This window comes from Actinomadura mexicana (genome assembly GCF_900188105.1).
In the GTDB taxonomy this organism is placed as follows: domain Bacteria; phylum Actinomycetota; class Actinomycetes; order Streptosporangiales; family Streptosporangiaceae; genus Spirillospora; species Spirillospora mexicana.
Genome location: NZ_FZNP01000005.1, coordinates 488021 through 506589, shown reverse-complemented (window position 1 = coordinate 506589; position 18569 = coordinate 488021). Strand labels below are relative to the sequence as shown.

Below are 18569 nucleotides of genomic sequence, written 5' to 3'. Positions count from 1 at the left end.
ACGGCACTATCGACACGGCTTACGGCATGAGGAGGGCGCGGGCCGTCTGGACGAGGGCCGCGTTGTCGGCCGCGGGGGAGCCGTCGGGGAGTTCGAGGGTGTCCTCCAGCCCGATGCGGACGTCGAGGTTCAGCCTGACGGCGAGCCGCAGCACCGGCCACGCGCCGCCGTCCTCGCCGTGCAGCAGGATCGGGCGCGACAGGCGTGTGCCGAGGTCGTGCAGCAGCGCCTTGGCGGTGCCGGGCGCGGTCTCCGGGTCGGTGTCGGTGACCTCCGCGAGGATCCGCAGCACGTGGTGGGCGTGCGGCCAGCCGAGGAACCGCGCCGCCGCGTCGGTGCCGGAGAAGATCCCCGCCTCGATCGCGACGCCGCGTTCGAACAGCGCCTCGGCGACCAGTTCGGCGCCCTCCTCGTGGAAGTTCACCGAAGCGTGGTCGGGCAGGACGGTCCAGGAGCGCACCAGCGCGGCGCGCTCGACCGGGTCGGGCGCGGCCCAGGCGCCGGTGGTCACCCCGACGGGGACCGACGGGGTCGCGGCGCGGACGGCGGCGACGGTCTCGGCGACACGGGGCGCCCGGAGGGTGTCGGCGCCCGCGTCGTCCTTGGGATGCAGGTGGACGTCCTGCGCGCCCACGTCGGCCGCGGCGCGGACCGCCGCGGCGATCTCCTCCGGGGACGTCGGGACGCCCTCGGTCCGGCTTCCGTTGGGGCAGACCTGGAGCATGATCCCGATCATCTCAGGTCCGGATCAGGGCGTGATCACGCAGGGTCCCCCGCCGCACACGTCCACGACGGCGCCGGTGGTGAGGAAGACCGCCTTCTGCCGGCGCGCCCCGGCGTCGCCGCGGGGGTCCGAGTGCGGGTCGCGTCCCTCGGTGGGGGGCGTGTTGGTGAGCGGCGGGACGGGGGAGCCGCTGTCCCAGACGACCATGGCGGAGCCGTCGTGGGACGAGCCGAACGTCGGGATGCCCCAGTAGGGCGCCTTGTCCGGGCTGCGGCCCGGGGTGAGGGTCGGCGCGTGGACGCGGGCGCCGATCGTGCGCGCCTCGACCTCGGCGGCGACCGGGGCGACCTGGTGGTCGCCGAACGCCACGTGCATCAGCACGCGGTGCTTCGGCGTGTTCGGCAGCGGGTCGTCCGTCATGTGCCAGGCGTAGCCGTTGGCCTCGCCCCGGTCCCACAGCATCTGGAGCAGCGCGAGGCCGATCTGCTGGTCGAGCCTGTCCGGGTAGAACACGTCCAGGACCTTCGCGTACTGCGGGAAGTCGGCGCTGCGGTTGAGTAGCGTGCTGTAGTTCATCGCCGGGACGCCGAGGACGGCGCGGCGGACGTCGGGGGAGACCGCGGTGAGCGCGCCGCCCATGATGCCGCCCTGGCTGTTGCCGTCGTAGGTCAGCTCGGCCCCGGCGTCGATCAGGGGCGCGCCCGCGTCGTTCCGGAACGCCTTGTTCCCCGCGAACCCGCGGGTCATCGCGCGTCCGAGGAAGGTGAAGTTCACGAGGCTCTGCTGGAGGCGGTCGGCGACCGTCCGGAAGCGGCCGAGGTCGGCGAGAGCGGAGACGACGTTCGGAACGTCCTCGTCCGCCATGCCGATCCACTTGGTCGCGCAGAACACGAAGCCGTGCTCGGCGGCCATCGCCTTGACGTTGCCCGCGTCGACCTCGCCCTCGCTGCCGAGCAGGCCGTGCCCGTAGAGGGCGGGGCGCGCGGGCCGGGTGAGCGCCGAGCGCGGGATCTCGCACTGGAACGGGACGGCCTGGGAGTTGCCCGGCAGTTGCGCGGGCAGGCCGTCCGCGCCGCGGTGCAGGGCCGATCCGGGCAGCCCGCCGTACTGGTCGAGGTAGCTCGGCGCCCAGACGATCCCCTTCACCTCGCGAGCGATCTTGTCGTCCACGTCGTCGGCCACCTGCGTGACCAGGAACGAGGGGGAGCGGTCGCCGAGACCGCGCAGCGCGTCGTCGCGCATGCGGAGCACCGGCCCGGTGAGGCTCTGCCGGCTCGCGACGGTGAAGTCCCAGGCGAGGTACAGGCCGTCCCGGCCCACCCCGCGGGCCTGGAGCGCGGCGAGGACCCGCCTGCCGTCCCGCTGCCGCGCCGCCAGCGGGTCGCCCGGCGGCAGGTCCGGCCCGAGAATCTTGGCGAACGCGGCGTTCGGCCCGATCGGGTCGCCGGACGCCTCGCGCAGGTCGCGCAGCGCGACGGCGTAGCGGTGGCCCTCGCGGAAGTTGCGGGCCGGGCGGACGATCAGCGCCCGGCGGTCGGCGGGGGCGTTCGCGTCCAGTTCGGCCCAGTACGGCCAGCGCTCGCCGGTCGCGGTGTCGACGATGACGATCGGGGCGTCGTCGCGCAGCGAGGCGCCGATGTCGGTGACGGGCGCGGCGCCGGTGCGGGCCAGGTCGAGGCCGGGGACGCGGCTGAGCAGCATCGAGCCGGGGGAGAAGCCGTCGGCGCGGTTCCACTCGCCCGGCGACACGGGCACGCCGAGCGCGTTCTTCAGCGTCGTTCGCAGGTGGACGCGGCGGCCCGTGGCCGTGCCGCCGTCGGCGACCGTGTACCAGTCGTTCGGGAACGGCAGCAGGCACGCGGCCGGGTCGATCGGGTCGCAGCCGTCGCCGGCCTGGGCCGCGGCCGGCGGCACGGCGGCCGGGCCGGTCAGCAGCGCGAGGGACGCGGCGAGCGCCGCGCATGCCGAGAGGGTGCGCTGGGGGAGACGCAACGTCCACCTCCGGAGGATCCGCGGCGTTATCGGGATCTTGGTCTCAGCGCACGCCCAGGTCAATGGGTGTCCGGAAGTGGTCAGACCGCTTGTCGGTCGAGGCGGGGCCGTGGGAGCGCAGGACGACGGGCGCGCCCAGCGCCTCCTCGATCGTCTCCACCGGGCGGCCGAGCGGGGCGTACACGGGGCGCGCCGCCAGGAGGCGGCGGGTGAGGGCGGCCTGGCGGTCCAGGTCGGGCGGCCCCGTCTCCAGCCGCCCGACCCGCTCGCCTTCCATCTCGTAGGAGTGGCAGACACGCAGGTCTGGACGTGCCCCTGCCACGTCCAGGTGCGTGACCGCCAGGCCGTCCACGCCGCCCGTCACCTCCAGCGCGTACCGGAGCGCGACGGCGTCGAGGTGGCCGACGCGGAACGCGCCCTGCCAGCGCCCCGTGCCGTTGTGCCGGTCGGGGAGGTCCGCGGTCAGCGCCGGGTCCTCGGTGACGAACGGGCCGGGGCCGTGGCGCGTCGCGTACGCGCGCAGCACCCCGAGCCGCGCCGCGGACGCGCCCGCCTCGGCCAGCAGCGTTTCGGCGTTGGCGAACGTCGTCGTCGACCACGTCGTGTACGGGTGGAAGCCGTGCCACTCGTCCAGCAGGACGCCCTGCGCGCCCTCGAACACCACGTTCCCGGTGCGGAGCAGGGCGGGCAGGTGACCGGGGCCGACGATCCGCACCCGCCCGGCGAACGCGGTGAAGGCCTCGGCGCACGCGCCGGCGTCCGGGACGTCCTCGCCATCGGGGAACGCCGCCCGGTACCAGTCGCGGACGGCGGCGAGGCGGCGCCGCAGCCGGGCGGGCGACAGGCAGTCGCCCGCCCGCGGCGCGTCGTCGTGCGCCAGGGCGTAGGACGCGGTCTCGCCGATGCCCATCCCGCACGACCCGTGCCGGGCGGCGCCGCGCGCCGACTCCCGCGCGCGGTTGGCGGCCCGGTGGTAGGGCGTCGTGAGCAGCGCCTCCCCGTCGACGGTGAGCCTGCCGAGCGGGTCGGGGACGCCGAGCGCGCGCAGGTGGTCGGACTCGGCCGCGAGCGCCAGCGGGTCGACGAGCATGAACCGCGACAGGTGCGTCCGGACCCCCGGCGTGAACGTGCCCGAGCCGAACTGGGCGAACGTGTGGTGCCGCCCGTCCGGCGCGACGACGTTGTGCGCGGCCTGCGCGCCGCCGTTGAACCGCACGACCGCCGTGACCCCGCCGGGTGCGGGGGGCCGGCCCTCCGCGGAGAGCGCAGATGAGCGGGGCGAACCGGGGGGCCGGCCCCCCTCGGGGAGCGCAGCGGTGCGGCAGAGGTGGTCGACGACCGTGCCCTTGCCCGCGTCTCCGAAGCCGAGGTCGACGACGATCACGTGGCCCATGGCTCAGAGCCGGCTCGTCGCGGCCGGGCCGGAGGCGTCCAGGCCGGGCGGCGTGGCGGAGACCGCGACGGGCGCGCGGGCCGCGTCCAGCCGGGCGAGGGCGCGCGACACCGAGGCGCCGGCGTCCGAGCCCGCCTCGGCGAGGTGCTCCAGCCCCTCGCCGAGGTCGATGGCGTCCTCGGCCAGCCCGATCGTCAGCGCGATCGTCTCGCAGACCGCGTCCAGGTCGTCCAGGTAGAGCACGTTCTGGCCGAGCAGCCCCTGCCAGAAGTCCTTCACCTCGCGGTTGCCGGCGTGGTAGGCGCCCTCCGGGATGATGAAGTACACGTCGTACCTGCGCCGCAGCTCGCGGACGAGCTCCGCGATCGGGACGTCCTCGTCCGGCTCGCCGCCGATCACCGCGGCGATCTCGCGCCGCTTCGCCTTCGGGTAGGCCAGCTCGTCCCCGATCATGAACAGGTAGCCGCGCTTGCCCCGCTTGTCGAAGCAGTCGATCGAGGTGTGCCGCGCCATGAAGTACATGGCCAGCTCGTAGGACTCGCGCAGCTGGCCGCCGCCCCCGCCTTCGAGGAGGATCTTGCCGAGGTCGTCGTCCATCCGGTTGTCGGCCTCGAACTGCCCGACCTGCAGCGGCGCCCGGTCGCAGGTCGCGTCGCCGACCGCGCCGAACAGGATGTGCGGGTCCTCGACGTACCCCTTGCGCAGCAGCAGCCCGAGCAGGTCGGGGAGCTTGGCCTGCAGTGTGCGCGGCACGGTCCCCATCGAGCCGGTCACGTCGAACAGCACGCCGATCGCGAGCGACTCGGGGTGGTCGGCGGAGTCCCGGCTCTCCCGGGCGGTCACGCCGCGCGGGTCCAGGTCGGGGTGGACGGCGGTGGCGCCGCCGTCGGAGTAGGCGAACGCGCTGGCGCCGGTGGAGGCGCGGTAGCTCGCGCGCGCGGCGTAGACGTCGGTGGACCAGTTTCCGCTTCCCATGATCTCTCTCCTTCAGCGGGTGGCGGGCATGTGGAAGGGGCGGAAGCGGCGCGGGCCGTAGAGCCGCTCCAGCAGCTCGTCGAACTCGGCCAGCAGCCGCCAGGCGTCGGCGGGGCGCCGGTTCTGCGCCGGCAGAGTGCAGCCGCGCGCGAACGCGCGCATCGCCTTCGGGGCCCTGTCGCCCATCAGGTCGGTCATGCACCGGGCGGCCATGAAGATGTCGGTCGCCGGGCTCGCCGGCCGCCGTCCCGGCACCTCGGGCGGGTACCAGCCGGCGTACCGGTCGACCATCGCCGGGACGCGCCCCGAGGGGTCGGTGTGCGCGTAGCAGCCGGGGACGGAGTAGCACCAGTCCACCAGGACCAGACCGTGCTCCGCAGGGTGGATCATCACGTGGTCGGGGAGCACCGCGCCGTGCAGGACGCCCGCGCGGTGCGCGAAGCCGAGGCCCGCCAGCAGCCGCCGCCACATCCAGGCCGCGTCACGCGGGTCGACCCCGCCGGGGTGGGCGCGCCCGACGGCCGCGAGGCTGTGGAAGCCGTCCAGCGCGGCGACCACGTTGACCTGCCGCTGCGTCCCGGTGGCCGCGTCCCGGTGCCGGAACGACTCGACGAGCCGCGGCACGTACGGCAGGAACCGGGCGTCCCCGTCCTTCGGAAGCTGGCGCAGCGCCACCGCCTCGCGTTCGAGCAGGTCGCCGTCGGCCGGGTCGCGCGGGATCTTCAGCAGCACCTCGCGGCCCGGCTCCGGGCGCGCCGCGTACAGCACCGCGAGGTCGCCGCCGATCGGGTCGCCCTCCAGCCGGTACGCGTGGCGGCGCGTGGTGATCAGCGTCTCGTCGCCGCGGTTGTAGGCGCGCCAGAGCGAGGTCAGCCTGTCGAACGCCTCGCGGGTCCGGCCGCCGCCCGCGTCCGGGTGGACGAGCCGGGCCAGCCGCCGGTAGCGCCGCACCGCCTCCGCCTCGTCGTCGCCGAACAGGTCGGCGGGAACGCGGGCCCGGTCGAGCCGCGCCAGCGCGTCGTCCAGCTCCGCCGTGCTCATCTGATCTCCTCCTCCCGGCTGGGCCGCAGCAGTGCGGGGTGCAGGAGCCGGGCGTCGCCCGCGCGGTAGAGCCGGGGGCGCGGGCCGCCGCGCCGGCCGCCGCGGTCGGACGTCGCGCCGGTGCTCTCCACGAACCCCGGGACGGACAGGACCTTGCGGTGGAAGTTGCCGGCGTGCAGTTCCTCACCCCACACCGCCTCATAGACCGAGCGCAGTTCGGGGATGGTGAACTCGCCGCCGCAGAACGCCGCGGCGAGCGGGGTGTACTCCAGCTTCCCGCGGGCCCGCTCCAGCCCGTCCGACAGGATCCGCGCGTGGTCGAACGCCAGCCGGCGGGTGGTGCCGGGGCGCTGGTCCCCGGACTCCGCCAGGCCCAGCGCGTCCACCGGCGCCCACGCGGCGTCGGCCGCGTCACCGCCCGCCTCGGGGTCCGGCAGCTCGGGTGCGAACGCCAGGTAGGCGACGGAGATGACGCGCATCCGCGGGTCGCGGCCGGGGGAGCCGTAGGTTCCGAGCTGCTCCAGGTGGACCCTGCCGAGCGCGCCGCCCTTGGCGCTGAGCCCGGTCTCCTCGGCCAGCTCCCGGACGGCCGCGTCGGGCAGGTCCTCGGCGTCGGTGCCCTGGAGCGGGCCGCCCGCCTGGACGAAGCCGCCGGGCAGCGCCCACATCCCCTCGTAGGGGGCGTTACCCCGCCGCACCAGCAGGACGTGGAGGGCGCCGTCGCGGATGGTGAGCGCGACCACGTCCACCGTCACGGCGACCGGGTCGTAGTCGCGCGGGTCGTACTTCGCGAGGAACTCGCTCTCGTCGCGCCTCGGCTCCGGGGTCATCCGCACGCCTCCCGTCGATCTCGGTCTGAGTAAGTCTCAAGGTGAGTTTATCTCGATATGAGAAGAACATAACCCGCACGCGTCCGCTTGTCCAGTCCGTTCTCCCGGAGACGAGCGAGGGCGCCGCCCCGGGGAGGGGGCGGCGCCCTGGTCGTTCGGCGGAACTCTACAAAACGGAGATTCTGCGGTGCGGCCTCAGCGGCGGTGCCGGCCGCCGTGCGGCGGCTCCTGGTGCTCCCCGCTCTGGCCGTGCCCGCCCCGCGGGCCGTAGGGGTCCGGGACGCCCGGGTCGAGCGCGTACGGATCGTCGGCCCGGCCGGAGGGGTACTGCTCCGGGGCGCGCCCGCCGGGACGGGGATCGCGGGCGAACTGCCCGCCCGGCTGCCGTCCCGCCGGGTACCGGCCGGTCGGGTAGGGGCTCTCGGGCGCGCCGGAGCGGTGTTCGGCCGGCCGGGTCCCCGTCCCGTACGGCCCGGGGGAGGAGTAGGCGTCCCGCGGGCCGGGCGGTGGGGCCATGCCGGGCGGCGGAATCATGCCGGGGGGCGGAGCGGGGGCGAGGCGCGCGGCGACCGGGCGCTCGGGCGGCGTGTCCAGCAGGAGCCTCATCTGGCTCTTGCGGCGCCCGTAGACCATGTACAGGACGAGCCCGACCCCCATCCAGACGGCGAAGTACCCCCAGGTCTGGACGTTCAGGTTCAGCATCAGCCAGCCCACCGCGACGATCGTCACGAGGACGACCAGCGGCGCCGCGGGCATCCGGAAGGGCCGGTGCAGGTCGGGCCGGGAGCGGCGCAGCGCCGGCACCGCCGCCGCGACGAACAGGAACGCGAACAGGCTGCCGATCACGACGAGCTGCTCCAGCGTGAGCACGTCGATCGTCTGCGACATGACCACCGCGGCGCCGCCGGCGACGAGCGTGGCGCGGGACGGCACCTTGTAGCGGCTCATCGCGGCCAGCGGGCGCGGGAGCAGGCCGTCGCGCGAGATGGAGAACACCACCCGGGTCAGGCTGATCATCAGCACCAGGATCACGGTGGTCAGCGCGAGCATCGCGCCCACGTCGACGATCTTGCCCATCGCGCCCGCGCCGACCGAGTCGAAGGCCGCGGCGAGCAGCAGCTTGTCGGGGTTCAGCCTGGCGATGCCGTCCATCCCCACCATGCCGACCAGCGCGAACGCCACGGCCACGTACAGCACGATGGCGGTGACGAGGGCGGTGAGGATTCCGCGCGGGACCTTGCGGGGCGCGTCGTCGGTCTCCTCCGAGGCCGTCGCGATCAGGTCGAACCCGATGTAGGCGAAGGCGATCGCGGGCGCCGCCGCGAGCATGCCCCAGGTCCCGAACGCGTGCGGGGTGCCGCCGCCGACCGCGCCGAGCACGGCGTCCAGCACCGTCCTGTCGCCCGCGGGCGCGGGCCGGGAGGGCGGCAGGAAGGGGGTGAGGTTGCCGGGGTGGAAGAACTTCAGCGCGGTCGCGATCACGAGCCCGATCACGATGACCTTGGCCAGCACCATGAACCACAGCGACCTCAGGCTCATCCGGCTGCCGCCGGCGAGCATCAGGACGACCAGCAGCAGGATGCCGAACGCGAACACGTCCGGCCCCTTCTGCTGGCCGATCAGGTCGCCGAGCCCGCTCGGGATCGGCACCCCGAAGTCGTGCAGCGCCTGCGTCGCGTAGAGGGACCAGACCCGGGCGAGCACCGAGGCGGCCAGCAGCAGCTCCATGATCAGGGCCCAGCCGACGACCCACGCCCAGACCTCGCCGAACGCGACGTAGGCGAAGGAGTAGGCGCTGCCCGCGACCGGGATGATCGAGGAGAGCTCGGCGAAGGCGAGCGCCGCCAGCACGCACACGCCGCCCGCGATGAGGAACGACACGAGCACGCCGGGCCCCGCCGTGGAGGACGCCTGCTCGCCGGCGATCTTGAAGATGCCGGATCCGATCATGACGCCGAGGCCGAGCACGACGAGATCGCGGGTCCGGTAGACCACGCGGAGCCGGTGCCGGCCGCCGTAGAGCCTGCCGGTCGCCCGCTCGACCGGCAGCCGGCGGAACATGTTGTTGCGCATGCGCATGTCCAAGGTCATAGGAGGTCCCCGGAGCCTGAACCCGCGCCGCTGTTCGCGAGGTGAAGGCTTGCTGAAGTCCCTAAGAATTCACCAGGTATGGGCAAAATAGCAACATTTTGTGGGTGATTAGTGTGGTCAGGCGGTTGTCGGATCCTGCCAAGCATCGCAGGTCGGCGACGTGTCGCAGCGGATCCCTCACGCTCGGCGCAGGGAGGCCGAGTCCCTTTCCGATGGAGCGTTCCGAGCGAATACGCCTCATTTCCGAAGCGGAAAGCGCTTAATGATCTTTAAGTCATTCGGCCCGCCGACCGGGCGGGACCGGGCGGGACCGGGGTCGGCCGGTGCGGACGCTGGCGCGGGCCGAAGATCGGTGGCACCGTAGGGTCGCCGCGTTCGTCTGGAGGTCCGGTGTTGCGCTCCTCGTCGTCCTCGCAAGCGTCCCCGTCCCGTCCCCCGGCGCCGCCGGGGCGATCGCGCAACCGGCGCCGCACGGCCGCCGTGGCCGCGCTGGCGGTCGCCGCGTCCCTCACCGTCCCCGCCGCCGCGGGCGCCGCGCCCGTCCCCAGGCTCGCGCCGGGGCACCCGGCCCCGCCGGCCAAGCAGGCGGTCGCGACCGGATTCGGCGGCGCGGTCTCCACGGTCGACCCGGACGCCAGCCGGACGGCTCTGAAGGTTCTGCAGCGCGGCGGCAACGCGATGGACGCGGCGGTCGCGTCCGCCGCGACGCTCGGGGTCACCGAGCCGTACGTGTCGGCCATCGGCGGCGGCGGTTACATCACGTACTACAACGCCAGGACGCGCCGCGTCCACGCGCTCGACGGCCGCGAGTTCGCGCCGGGGCGGATGCGCCAGGACTCCTTCGTCGACCCGGCGACGGGCAGGCCGCTGCCGTTCGACCAGGCCGTCACCAGCGGGCTGGGCGTCGGGGTGCCCGGCACCCTCGCCCAGTGGGACCTCGCGCTGCGCCGCTTCGGCACCCGCGACCTCGCGACCCTGCTGCGCCCGGCGATCGGCGTCGCGGACCGGGGCTTCGTCGTCGACCAGGAGTTCCACGACCAGACCGCGGTGAACGAGGCGCGCTTCCGCGACATCGTCCCGACCCGCGAGCTGTTCCTGCCCGGCGGGAAGGTGCCCGAGGTCGGCTCGGTCTTCCGCAACCCCGACCTCGCCGGCACCTACCGGGAGCTGGCGAGGCGCGGCACGGGCTGGTTCTACGGGGGCGGGCTCGGCAAGGAGATCGTCAAGACGGTCGCCAGGCCGCCGGTGGACCCGAAGGCGACCCGCGACGTCCGCCCCGGCCTGATGGAGCGCGGCGACCTCGACGCCTACCGGGCGGTGCAGCGCAAGCCCACCCACGTCCCCTACCGGGGAACGGACGTGTACGGCATGCCGCCGTCGTCGTCCGGCGGCTCCACGGTCGGGGAGGCGCTCAACGTCCTCGGCAACTTCCGGCTCGACCCGCGCGACCCGGTCACGGCCCTGCACTACTACCTGGAGGCGTCCAAGCTCGCCTACGCCGACCGGGGCCGCTACGTCGGCGACGCCGACAAGGTGGACGTGCCGCTGGAGGAACTGCTGTCCTCCGGGTTCGCCCGCGAGCGCGCCTGCCAGATCAGGCCGGGCCAGGCCGCCCCCGCGCCGGTCGCCCCCGGTTCGCCCGACGGCCGCTACGAGGCGTGCGTCCCGCCGGGCACCCAGACCAGGGCGCTGGCGTTCGAGGGCCCGCAGACCACCCACCTCGTCGTCGCCGACAAGTGGGGCGACGTCGTGTCCTACACGCTGTCGATCGAGCAGTTCGGCGGCAGCGGCATCACCGTGCCGGGGCGCGGGTTCCTGCTGAACAACGAGCTGACCGACTTCTCCTTCCAGCCGCCGGCGCCCGGCCGGGCGCCGGACCCGAACCTGCCCGGCCCGCACAAGCGGCCGCGCAGCAGCATGGCCCCGACCCTGGTGCTCCAGGACGGGCGCCCGCGGCTCGCGGTCGGCACGCCCGGCGGCTCGACGATCATCACCACCGTGCTGCAGATCCTGGTGAACCGCATCGACCTCGGCATGGACCTGCCCACCGCGCTCGCCGCGCCGCGCGCCACCCAGCGCAACACCCCGCAGGTCTTCGCCGAGCAGGCGTTCATCGACCGGTACGGCCGCGACCTCGCCGCCCGCGGGCACCGGCTGGAGCTGTTCCCGGGCCCGCCGCTGGGGGTGATCGGCGCCGCGACCGGGCTGGAGTTCCTGCGGCCCGGGCTCGTCCAGGCGGTCGCCGAGCCGACCCGGCGGGGCGGCGGCAGCGCGCTCGTCGTCCGTCCGGCCCGTTGACACTTGCCTACCCGGGGGCGTGCCCGGACCGCGATCGGGAAGGAGTCGTGCCATGGCGCACTCGTACGTGCAGGTGACCACCACGACCGACTCCCGGGCCGAGGCCGCCGAGCTGGCCCGGTCGGCGGTCGCCGAGCGGCTCGCGGCCTGCGCGCAGCTGGTGGGCCCGATGGCCAGCACCTACTGGTGGGAGGGCGAGATCGAGTCGGCGGAGGAGTGGATGGTGCTGTTCAAGACCTCCGCCGACCGGTTCGACGAGCTGGCCTCCCTGATCACCGAGGGGCACAGCTACGACACCCCCGAGATCATCGCGACGCCGGTGGTGGCGGGCAGCATGGACTACCTCGCCTGGATCACCGAGCAGACCGAGCCCGGGGAGCAGGACGAGGCGATCGCCGAGGACGACCGGGATTGATCGTGTGACGGCCGTCATGGCAGGGTAAGCCTCCGATTACGCGGCGCGGGCGGCGCGCCCGGCCGCGGCGGCGGAAGGCGGTCGAGGTGCACGAGGCGAGCGAGGAGAGGGCGGATCACGGGCTGTTCGGACCGGGCTCGGTGACCTGGCACGTCATGGGCGAGCCCGTGCTGATCGTCGGCGGGATCCGGGCGCTGCTGCTCCAGGCGCTGCACCCGCGCACGATGTGGGGGACCGCGCAGAACTCCGAGCTCATGGACCCCTCCGCCGCCTGGGCGCGGCTCCTCCGGACGGTCGAGTTCGTCCGCGTCCGCACCTACGGCACGCACGAGGAGGTCGAGCGGGTGGGCCGCCGCGTCCGCCGGCTGCACTCCAAGCTGACCGGCCTCGACATGCGCACCGGCGAGACGTTCCCGGTGGACGACCCCGAGAACCTGCTGTGGGTCCACATGGGCGAGGTCGACTCCTACCTGGACGTGGCCCGCCGCGCCGGGGTGCCGCTGACCGCCCGCGAGGCCGACGCGTTCGTGGACGAGCAGCGCCGCGCCGCCGCGGTCGTCGGCCTCGACCCGGCGGACGTGCCGGCCACCGTCGCGGAGATGCGGGACTACTACGCCGGCATGCGGCGGCGGATCTGGGCGTGCCGGGAGGCGCGCGAGGGGCTGCGCCGCATGTTCAGCCCGGCCGTGCCGCGGCCGCTGCTGCCGCTCAAGATCGCCGCTCCCGGCATCGGGGTGCTGGTCGTGTCGACGCTGCCGCGCTGGGCCCGCCGCATGTACGGGCTGCCGGGGCTGCCGACCTCGGACCTGGCCGCGACGGTGACGCTGAAGGGCCTCTACCGCACCACGCAGGTCGTCCCGGAGCGGTTCCGGTACTCGCCGGACGCCCGGCGGGCCAGGCGCCTCACGCGCGAGCACGAGACGGGCCCGGCCGGCTGGTCGATCGCCTCCTGAGGCTCACCCCGCCGGGGGAGTATCGAGCACGGTGTCGTGCTCGTGGGCGCCGTGCCGCGGGAGCAGCAGCGCGGGCAGGATCAGCACGGCGGTGAGGACGAGCGCGATCCAGAACGTGTGCGCGAACGCGTCGGCCAGCTTGGGCGCGAGCTGCTCGCGGACCCGCTCGGGAAGCTGCCCCGCGCCGCCCTCGCCGCCGGCCGCCTGCGGGATGCGGTCGCCGATCTGGCGGGACAGGACGACGGCGAGCAGCGCCGTGCCCACCGACCCCCCGAGCTGGACGATGATGTTCAGCGTGCTGCTGGCGCGCGGCACCACCGCCCGGCTCAGCGTCGTCAGCGCCGCCGACATGGTGGGCATCATGGTGCAGCCGAGCCCGAGGCCCCGCACGTAGAGGGCGCCGCCGAGCAGCCAGTAGGAGGTGTCCGCGCCCACCGTCGCGAACGGGATGGTGCCGAGCACCAGGACGACGATGCCGACCGGGACGATCCGCCCGGCGCCGAGCTTGTCGGTGACCACCCCGGCGAGCGGCATCGCGGTCGCGGCGCCGAGACCCTGCGGGGCGAGCAGCAGGCCCGCCGCGAACGCCCCCTCGCCGCGGGCGGTCTGGTAGTACAGCGGGATCAGCAGCATCGAGCCCATCAGCGCGATGCCGACGAAGAACACGGCGACGGCGGCGCTCGCGAACGTCCGGTCGGCGAACAGCCGCACGTCGATCAGCGCGCGTCCGCGGCGCCGCAGGCTGTGCAGCGCGAACAGCGCGACCAGGGCCACGCCGCCGGCCAGCCAGGCGATCGTGGACGGTCGGCCGAAGCCGCCGCCGCTGCTCGCCGTGGACAGGCCGTAGATGAGCAGGACGAACCCCGGCGGAAGCAGGAGCAGCCCGCGCAGGTCGATCCCGGGGGCCGTGTGCTCCCCGTGGTCGTGCGGCACCTTCCACGACGCGAGCGCGAAGGCGAGCGCGCCGACGGGCAGGTTCACGAAGAAGATCCAGCGCCAGTCGACGTCCTGGACCAGCCACCCGCCGAGGACGGGGCCGAGTACCGGCCCGAGCAGCATCGGGACGCCGACGATGCTCATGATGCGGCCCATCCGGCGCGGCCCGGCCGCCATCGTCAGGATGGCCATGCCGGTCGGCATCAGCATGCCGCCGCCGAGCCCCTGCACGACCCGGAAGACGATCAGCGACTCGATGTTCCAGGCCGCGCCCGACAGGGCCGACCCGAGCACGAAGAGCACGATCGAGGTCATCCACACGCGGCGCCCGCCGAACCGGTCGACGGCCCAGCCGGTGAGCGGGATGACGGTGCCCATCGCCAGCATGTAGCCGGTGATGACCCACTGGATCGTCGACAGGCCGGTGTCGAAGTCGCGGCCGAGCGTCTCCAGCGCGACGTTGACGATCGTGGTGTCGAGGATCGCCATGAGGGTGCCCGACACGATGACCAGGCCGAGGACGATCGTCTGCCGGTCGAGCCGTTCGCCGCCCGCCGCGCCTCCGGGCGGCGCCACCCTCGTGGCCGGGCTCTCGCTCATGGTCGGCCCCCTCGCGTCGAGTACCGGTTGCCCCGCGTCCCCGTCGGTAAGGCGTCAAACGCCTTGAAGTCCAACATTTTGCAGTGCATCACGAAATGTGTTGGACTTCAAGGTATGACCGAGGAAGGGATCGGTGCCGCACCGTCGGTCGACGCCGACCTGGAGACGATGATCCAGCTCCTGGGCCGGTTGGTCCGCGGCCTGAAGGGCGGTCGCGAGGACGCCGAGGAGCTCATCGGCGAGGTGCGGGCCGCGGGGCTCGGCCCCCGGCACGTCCCGGCGCTGATGCAGCTCGTCCTGCACGGCCCGGTGCCGGTCGGCGTGCTCGCCCGGCACATGGCGCTGAGCCCGGCCACGGTCAGCCAGCTGGTCGGGGAGCTGGAGCGGGGCGGCTTCGTCGAGCGGCGCCCGGACGAGCGGGACCGCCGGCGGATGATCATTAGCCTGAGCGACCGGCACCGCGAGGTGACCGAGCGGTTCGCCTGGCGGCGGCTGCGGCCGCTGCGGGTCACGCTGGAGACGCTCGCCCCGCAGGACCGGGCGCGCTTCCTGCACGGCTGGCGCGTCCTCGTCGAGACCATGGAGCGCGCGGAGCCGGCGGCCTCGCGCGAGCGCGGCCCCGAGGGCGGCCGCCCGGGCGGGTGACCCGCGAGGGCGGCCGCCCGGGCGGGTGGTTCAGCCGCGGCGCATGAGCCGCCCGACGGCCGCCATCAGCTCGGTCGACATCGCCTCGCCCTTGCCCTCCTCGGCGCCCTCGGCCACGCAGTGCCGGACGTGCCCGTCCAGCAGGCCGAGCGCCACCTTGTCCAGCGCCGCCTGGACCGCGCTGATCTGCGTGAGGATGTCGATGCAGTAGCGGTCCTCCTCGACCATCCGGTCGATGCCGCGCACCTGGCCCTCGATCCGGGCGAGCCGCGTCTGCAGCTGGTCCTTCGTGGCGGTGTACCCGCGGGTCGGGGTCTCGCTGGTCGCCATCTCCGTCCTCGCAATCCGTCGGGGGCGCACGCCCGGTACCCCTGGGGGACATCCCCCAACAGGTACCTTATGCGGTGGACGGCCTCAGGGTGCGGGCACGTTCCAGGCGCTGACGACCGGCCGGTCGTGCTCGGAACCGAGCGCCGACACGGTCCCGGTGTCGAGCGCGAACAGCCGCCCCAGCGCGGGCTCCAGGCCCAGCCACCGCGCCGTCAGCACCCGCAGGACGTGGCCGTGCGCGACCAGCGCGACGTCGCCGGCGGCGAGCAGCGCCCGCGCCCGTCCGAGGACGGCGTCCGCCCGCGCGCCGACCTGCTCGACGGTCTCGCCCGGATGATCGGCGTCGCCCGGGACCACCCCGTCGTCCCACAGGAACCAGCCCGGCCGCTCCTCGCGGATCGCCCGGGTGCTGACGCCCTCGTAGCCGCCGTAGTCCCACTCCCACAGGTCGGGGTCGATCTCGTCCGTGCGCAGCCCGGCGAGCTCGGCCGTCCGCCGCGCCCGCTCCGCGGGGCTGACCAGCGTCCGCGCGAAGGTCCGCCCGTCCAGCGCGCCGCGCAGCGCGCGGGCCTGCTCCTCGCCCCGGGGGGTCAGCGGCAGGTCGGTCCGCCCGGTGTGCCGCCGCGCCCGGCTCCACTCGGTCTCCCCGTGCCGCACCAGGATCAGTTCACCCATGCCCGGCTGTCTACCCGGCGGACCGCCGCCGAAGAACCCCGGAACGGGTGAAAGGACGGGGGAGGCGTCAGCCGAGGATCGAGGCGAGGGGCGTGCGGGGGAGGCCGTGGGCCTCGGCGACGTGGTCGTAGACGAGCGCGCCGACGTGGGTGTTGAGGCCGCGGGCGAGGGCGGCGTCGGCGTGCATGGCCTGCCGCCAGCCCTTGTCGGCGATCTGGACGGCGTAGGGGAGCGTCACGCCGGTCAGGGCGTAGGTGGAGGTGTTGGGGACCGAGCCGGGCATGTTGGCGACGCAGTAGAACGTCGAGCCGTGCACCCGGTAGGTGGGGTCGGCGTGCGTGGTGGGACGGGAGTCCTCGAAGCAGCCGCCCTGGTCGATGGCGATGTCCACCAGCACCGAGCCGGTCTTCATCCGGGCCACCAGCTCGTTGGAGATCAGCTTGGGCGCCCGCGCGCCCGGGATGAGCACGGCGCCGATGACGAGGTCGGCGGCGCGGGCCTCCTGCTCGACCGTGTACGCGCTGGACACCAGCGTCCGCAGGCGGCCCTGGTAGACGGCGTCGATCCCGCGCAGCCGGTCCACGTCGACGTCCAGGACGGTGACGTCCGCGCCCATGCCGACGGCGATCTGGGCGGCGTTGAGGCCGGACACCCCGCCGCCGATGACGACGACCTTGGCGGGGGCGACGCCGGGCACGCCGCCGGGCAGGACTCCGCGCCCCCCGTTGAACGACATCAGGTTGTAGGCGCCGACCTGCGGCGCGAGCCGCCCGGCGACCTCGGACATGGGGGCGAGCAGCGGCAGGGAGCGGTCCGGGAGCTGGACGGTCTCGTAGGCGATCGCGGTGACGCCGGCCGCCAGGAGCGCGTCGGTGCACTCGCGGGACGCGGCCAGGTGCAGGTAGGTGAACAGGATCTGGCCCTCGCGCATCCGGTGGTACTCGGGCGCGACCGGCTCCTTCACCTTGAGGATCAGCTCGCCCTCCGCCCAGACCTCGTCCGGGCCGTCGAGGATCTTGGCGCCCGCGGCGGCGAAGTCGTCGTCGGGGATCGCCGAGCCGGTCCCGGCACCCCGCTCCACGAACACCTCGTGGCCGTGCCGGGTGAGCTCGTGCGCCCCCGCCGGGGTGATCGCCACCCGGTACTCGTGGTTCTTGACCTCGCGTGGGACACCGATCTTCACCGGGAGCTCCTCCGTCAACGCTGACCAGGATGTACGCCTCCAGCGTGCGGGGCGGGGGCGACACCCGGCTATGCGCACCGTGTCAAGGCATCGGCCCTTTCGGCGACACTGTGTAAAGGGCGGTCCACGACGGCCGGGGAGCGCGGCCGTTGGAACGATCCGGACTACGCGGCGCCCCGGGGGAGCCACTCGTCCGCGATCGCGACCGTCAGCTGCTCCAGGAGCGGGCCCGCGCGGCGGACGCGGCGCTCGTCGTCCGGCTCGATGTCGGCGAGCGCGTACGCCGCCTGGATCCGGGCCTTGCGCAGCTGCTCGCCGGTGAGGCTCCGGCGGCCGGCCACCGCGACGACCGGCGCGCCCGCGCGGGCGGCGGCGCGGGCGACGTGCACCGGCGCGCTGCCGCGCAGCGACCGGGTGTCGAGGACGCCCTCCCCGGTGACGACCAGGCGCGCGTCGCGCGCCTTGGCGGCGAAGCCCAGCAGGTCGAGCATCAGGGCCGGGCCGGGCTCGATCGTCGCGCCGAGGAAGGTGAGCGCGGCGAACCCGACGCCGCCCGCCGTCCCGGCGCCGGGCAGGTCGCGGGCCGCCCTGCGGGCCGCCGCCTCGGCCAGGTCGGCCCAGCGGCGCAGGCCCGCGTCCAGCAGCCGCACCTCGTCGCGGTTCGCGCCGCGGCGCGGCCCGTCCACCGCGGCGGCGCCGGTGCGGCCGAGCAGCGGCCCGGCGGAGTCGCCCGCCACCACCACCTCGATGCCCGACATGTCGGGCAGGCCGCGCAGGTCGAGGGCGTGCAGCGAGCGCAGCGCCGCGCCGCCGGGCGGCAGGTCCTTGCCGAGCGCGTCCAGCAGGCGCCCGCCGAGCCCCTGGACCAGGCCCGCGCCGCCGTCGGTGCACGCGCCGCCGCCGAGGCCGAGGACGATCCGCCGCGCGCCGAGCCGGACGGCGTGCGCGAGCAGCTGCCCCGTCCCGACGCTGGAGGCGGTGAGCGGGCGCGGCCTGCCGCCGGGCAGCCGCCGCAGCCCGGACGCCTCCGCCAGCTCGACCACCGCGCTGTCGCCGTTCAGCGCCAGCCGCGCCGTCACCGGGCGGCCGGTCGGCCCGCACACCTCGACCTCGACGCGCCGCCACCCGGCCGCCACCGCGGCCTCCACGGTGCCGTCGCCGCCGTCGGCCACGGGAAGCTCCACCAGCGCGACGCCGGGGCGCGCGCGGCGCAGCCCGGCGGCGAGATGCCGTGCGGCCCGCGCCGCCGTCAGCGCTCCCGGGAACCTGTCAGGCGCCAGCAGGACGTGACCTGGCGGGGACGGGTGGGAGGGAGAGTCCGCGGACACCACAGCCACGCCTTTCACGCCGGGGGGTAAGGCCCTACCTTCTGCTTACGCCATGCCGGCACTATTTGACACCCGCAACCGCCTCCGAGACCTACAAACGGGCGAGTTCTGTCGCGGAGCGGTCACCGTGCGTCCGTGTTTCCGTGTTTCCCCGGGGTTC

At 74.6% G+C, this 18569-nt stretch carries 16 protein-coding genes; 4 read left to right on the top strand and 12 right to left on the bottom strand.

The annotated features are described in order from the left end of the window. Positions 1-19: 19 nt before the first annotated feature. The 7 genes from CHC11_RS16245 to CHC11_RS16215 all read right to left on the bottom strand — a co-directional run bounded on the left by CHC11_RS16245 (position 20) and on the right by CHC11_RS16215 (position 9046). Positions 20-736, bottom strand: coding sequence for a 3-keto-5-aminohexanoate cleavage protein (locus tag CHC11_RS16245; protein ID WP_218826109.1), 717 nt, complete (start codon positions 734-736; stop codon positions 20-22). 12 nt (positions 737-748) lie between these two features. Next, positions 749-2716, bottom strand: coding sequence for a hypothetical protein (locus CHC11_RS16240; protein ID WP_089312539.1), 1968 nt, complete (start codon positions 2714-2716; stop codon positions 749-751). A 43-nt stretch (positions 2717-2759) separates the two neighbouring features. After that, entirely contained in the window at positions 2760-4109 is a 1350-nt protein-coding gene (locus tag CHC11_RS16235; RefSeq protein ID WP_089312538.1) for an adenylosuccinate synthetase, read from the bottom strand. Positions 4110-4112: 3 nt separating this feature from the next. Continuing rightward, positions 4113-5084 carry a hypothetical protein gene (locus tag CHC11_RS16230; protein WP_089312537.1) on the bottom strand — a complete coding sequence of 324 codons (972 nt, stop codon included), beginning with the start codon at positions 5082-5084 and terminating at the stop codon, positions 4113-4115. Positions 5085-5096: 12 nt separating this feature from the next. Beyond that, positions 5097-6125 carry a molecular chaperone DnaJ gene (locus CHC11_RS16225; RefSeq protein WP_089312536.1) on the bottom strand — a complete coding sequence of 343 codons (1029 nt, stop codon included), beginning with the start codon at positions 6123-6125 and terminating at the stop codon, positions 5097-5099. Further along, positions 6122-6955, bottom strand: coding sequence for an NUDIX hydrolase (locus CHC11_RS16220; protein ID WP_089312535.1), 834 nt, complete (start codon positions 6953-6955; stop codon positions 6122-6124). Before CHC11_RS16220 ends, CHC11_RS16225 begins: the two co-directional genes overlap by 4 nt. A gap of 195 nt (positions 6956-7150) precedes the next feature. Next, positions 7151-9046 (bottom strand): APC family permease, encoded by a 1896-nt coding sequence (locus tag CHC11_RS16215; protein WP_245919272.1) that lies wholly within the window; start codon positions 9044-9046, stop codon positions 7151-7153. 390 nt (positions 9047-9436) lie between these two features. On the opposite strand from CHC11_RS16215, the gene ggt reads away from it, so the two are divergent. From ggt to CHC11_RS16200, 3 genes are all read left to right on the top strand, one after another. After that, complete coding sequence (gene ggt / locus CHC11_RS16210; RefSeq protein WP_245919270.1) at positions 9437-11344, top strand: gamma-glutamyltransferase; 1908 nt, start codon at positions 9437-9439, stop codon at positions 11342-11344. A gap of 52 nt (positions 11345-11396) precedes the next feature. Further along, positions 11397-11759: a divalent-cation tolerance protein CutA gene (cutA, locus tag CHC11_RS16205; protein WP_089312533.1), complete on the top strand. Its 363-nt coding sequence runs from the start codon at positions 11397-11399 to the stop codon at positions 11757-11759. Between the two features lie 86 nt (positions 11760-11845). Next, complete coding sequence (locus tag CHC11_RS16200) at positions 11846-12712, top strand: oxygenase MpaB family protein (protein ID WP_245919268.1); 867 nt, start codon at positions 11846-11848, stop codon at positions 12710-12712. Between the two features lie 3 nt (positions 12713-12715). Here CHC11_RS16200 and CHC11_RS16195 read toward each other — a convergent pair whose 3' ends face one another. Continuing rightward, on the bottom strand, positions 12716-14248 hold the full coding sequence (locus CHC11_RS16195; RefSeq protein ID WP_089312532.1) for an MDR family MFS transporter: 1533 nt from the start codon (positions 14246-14248) through the stop codon (positions 12716-12718). 114 nt (positions 14249-14362) lie between these two features. On the opposite strand from CHC11_RS16195, the gene CHC11_RS16190 reads away from it, so the two are divergent. Beyond that, positions 14363-14893 carry a MarR family winged helix-turn-helix transcriptional regulator gene (locus CHC11_RS16190; protein WP_089312531.1) on the top strand — a complete coding sequence of 177 codons (531 nt, stop codon included), beginning with the start codon at positions 14363-14365 and terminating at the stop codon, positions 14891-14893. Positions 14894-14923: 30 nt separating this feature from the next. On the opposite strand, the gene CHC11_RS16185 is transcribed toward CHC11_RS16190, so the two are convergent. From CHC11_RS16185 to CHC11_RS16170, 4 genes are all read right to left on the bottom strand, one after another. Further along, positions 14924-15223, bottom strand: coding sequence for a metal-sensitive transcriptional regulator (locus tag CHC11_RS16185; protein WP_089312530.1), 300 nt, complete (start codon positions 15221-15223; stop codon positions 14924-14926). A gap of 84 nt (positions 15224-15307) precedes the next feature. Further along, positions 15308-15898 (bottom strand): histidine phosphatase family protein, encoded by a 591-nt coding sequence (locus CHC11_RS16180; protein WP_089312529.1) that lies wholly within the window; start codon positions 15896-15898, stop codon positions 15308-15310. Between the two features lie 67 nt (positions 15899-15965). Then, positions 15966-17081: an alanine dehydrogenase gene (gene ald, locus CHC11_RS16175; protein ID WP_089312621.1), complete on the bottom strand. Its 1116-nt coding sequence runs from the start codon at positions 17079-17081 to the stop codon at positions 15966-15968. Positions 17082-17245: 164 nt separating this feature from the next. Continuing rightward, a complete protein-coding gene (locus CHC11_RS16170) occupies positions 17246-18412 on the bottom strand; it encodes a glycerate kinase (RefSeq protein ID WP_425427323.1) in 1167 nt (388 codons plus the stop codon). Positions 18413-18569: the final 157 nt, after the last annotated feature.

Bases quoted from the DNA above. Each gene is read 5' to 3' on its own strand.
- CHC11_RS16215 (WP_245919272.1), bottom strand. From the start codon at position 9,046: ATGACCTTGGACATGCGCATGCGCAACAACATGTTCCGCCGGCTGCCG.
- CHC11_RS16180 (WP_089312529.1), bottom strand. From the start codon at position 15,898: ATGGGTGAACTGATCCTGGTGCGGCACGGGGAGACCGAGTGGAGCCGG.
- CHC11_RS16185 (WP_089312530.1), bottom strand. From the start codon at position 15,223: ATGGCGACCAGCGAGACCCCGACCCGCGGGTACACCGCCACGAAGGAC.
- CHC11_RS16235 (WP_089312538.1), bottom strand. From the start codon at position 4,109: ATGGGCCACGTGATCGTCGTCGACCTCGGCTTCGGAGACGCGGGCAAG.
- CHC11_RS16220 (WP_089312535.1), bottom strand. From the start codon at position 6,955: ATGACCCCGGAGCCGAGGCGCGACGAGAGCGAGTTCCTCGCGAAGTAC.
- cutA (WP_089312533.1), top strand. From the start codon at position 11,397: ATGGCGCACTCGTACGTGCAGGTGACCACCACGACCGACTCCCGGGCC.
- CHC11_RS16225 (WP_089312536.1), bottom strand. From the start codon at position 6,125: ATGAGCACGGCGGAGCTGGACGACGCGCTGGCGCGGCTCGACCGGGCC.
- CHC11_RS16195 (WP_089312532.1), bottom strand. From the start codon at position 14,248: ATGAGCGAGAGCCCGGCCACGAGGGTGGCGCCGCCCGGAGGCGCGGCG.
- CHC11_RS16230 (WP_089312537.1), bottom strand. From the start codon at position 5,084: ATGGGAAGCGGAAACTGGTCCACCGACGTCTACGCCGCGCGCGCGAGC.
- CHC11_RS16190 (WP_089312531.1), top strand. From the start codon at position 14,363: ATGACCGAGGAAGGGATCGGTGCCGCACCGTCGGTCGACGCCGACCTG.
- CHC11_RS16245 (WP_218826109.1), bottom strand. From the start codon at position 736: ATGATCGGGATCATGCTCCAGGTCTGCCCCAACGGAAGCCGGACCGAG.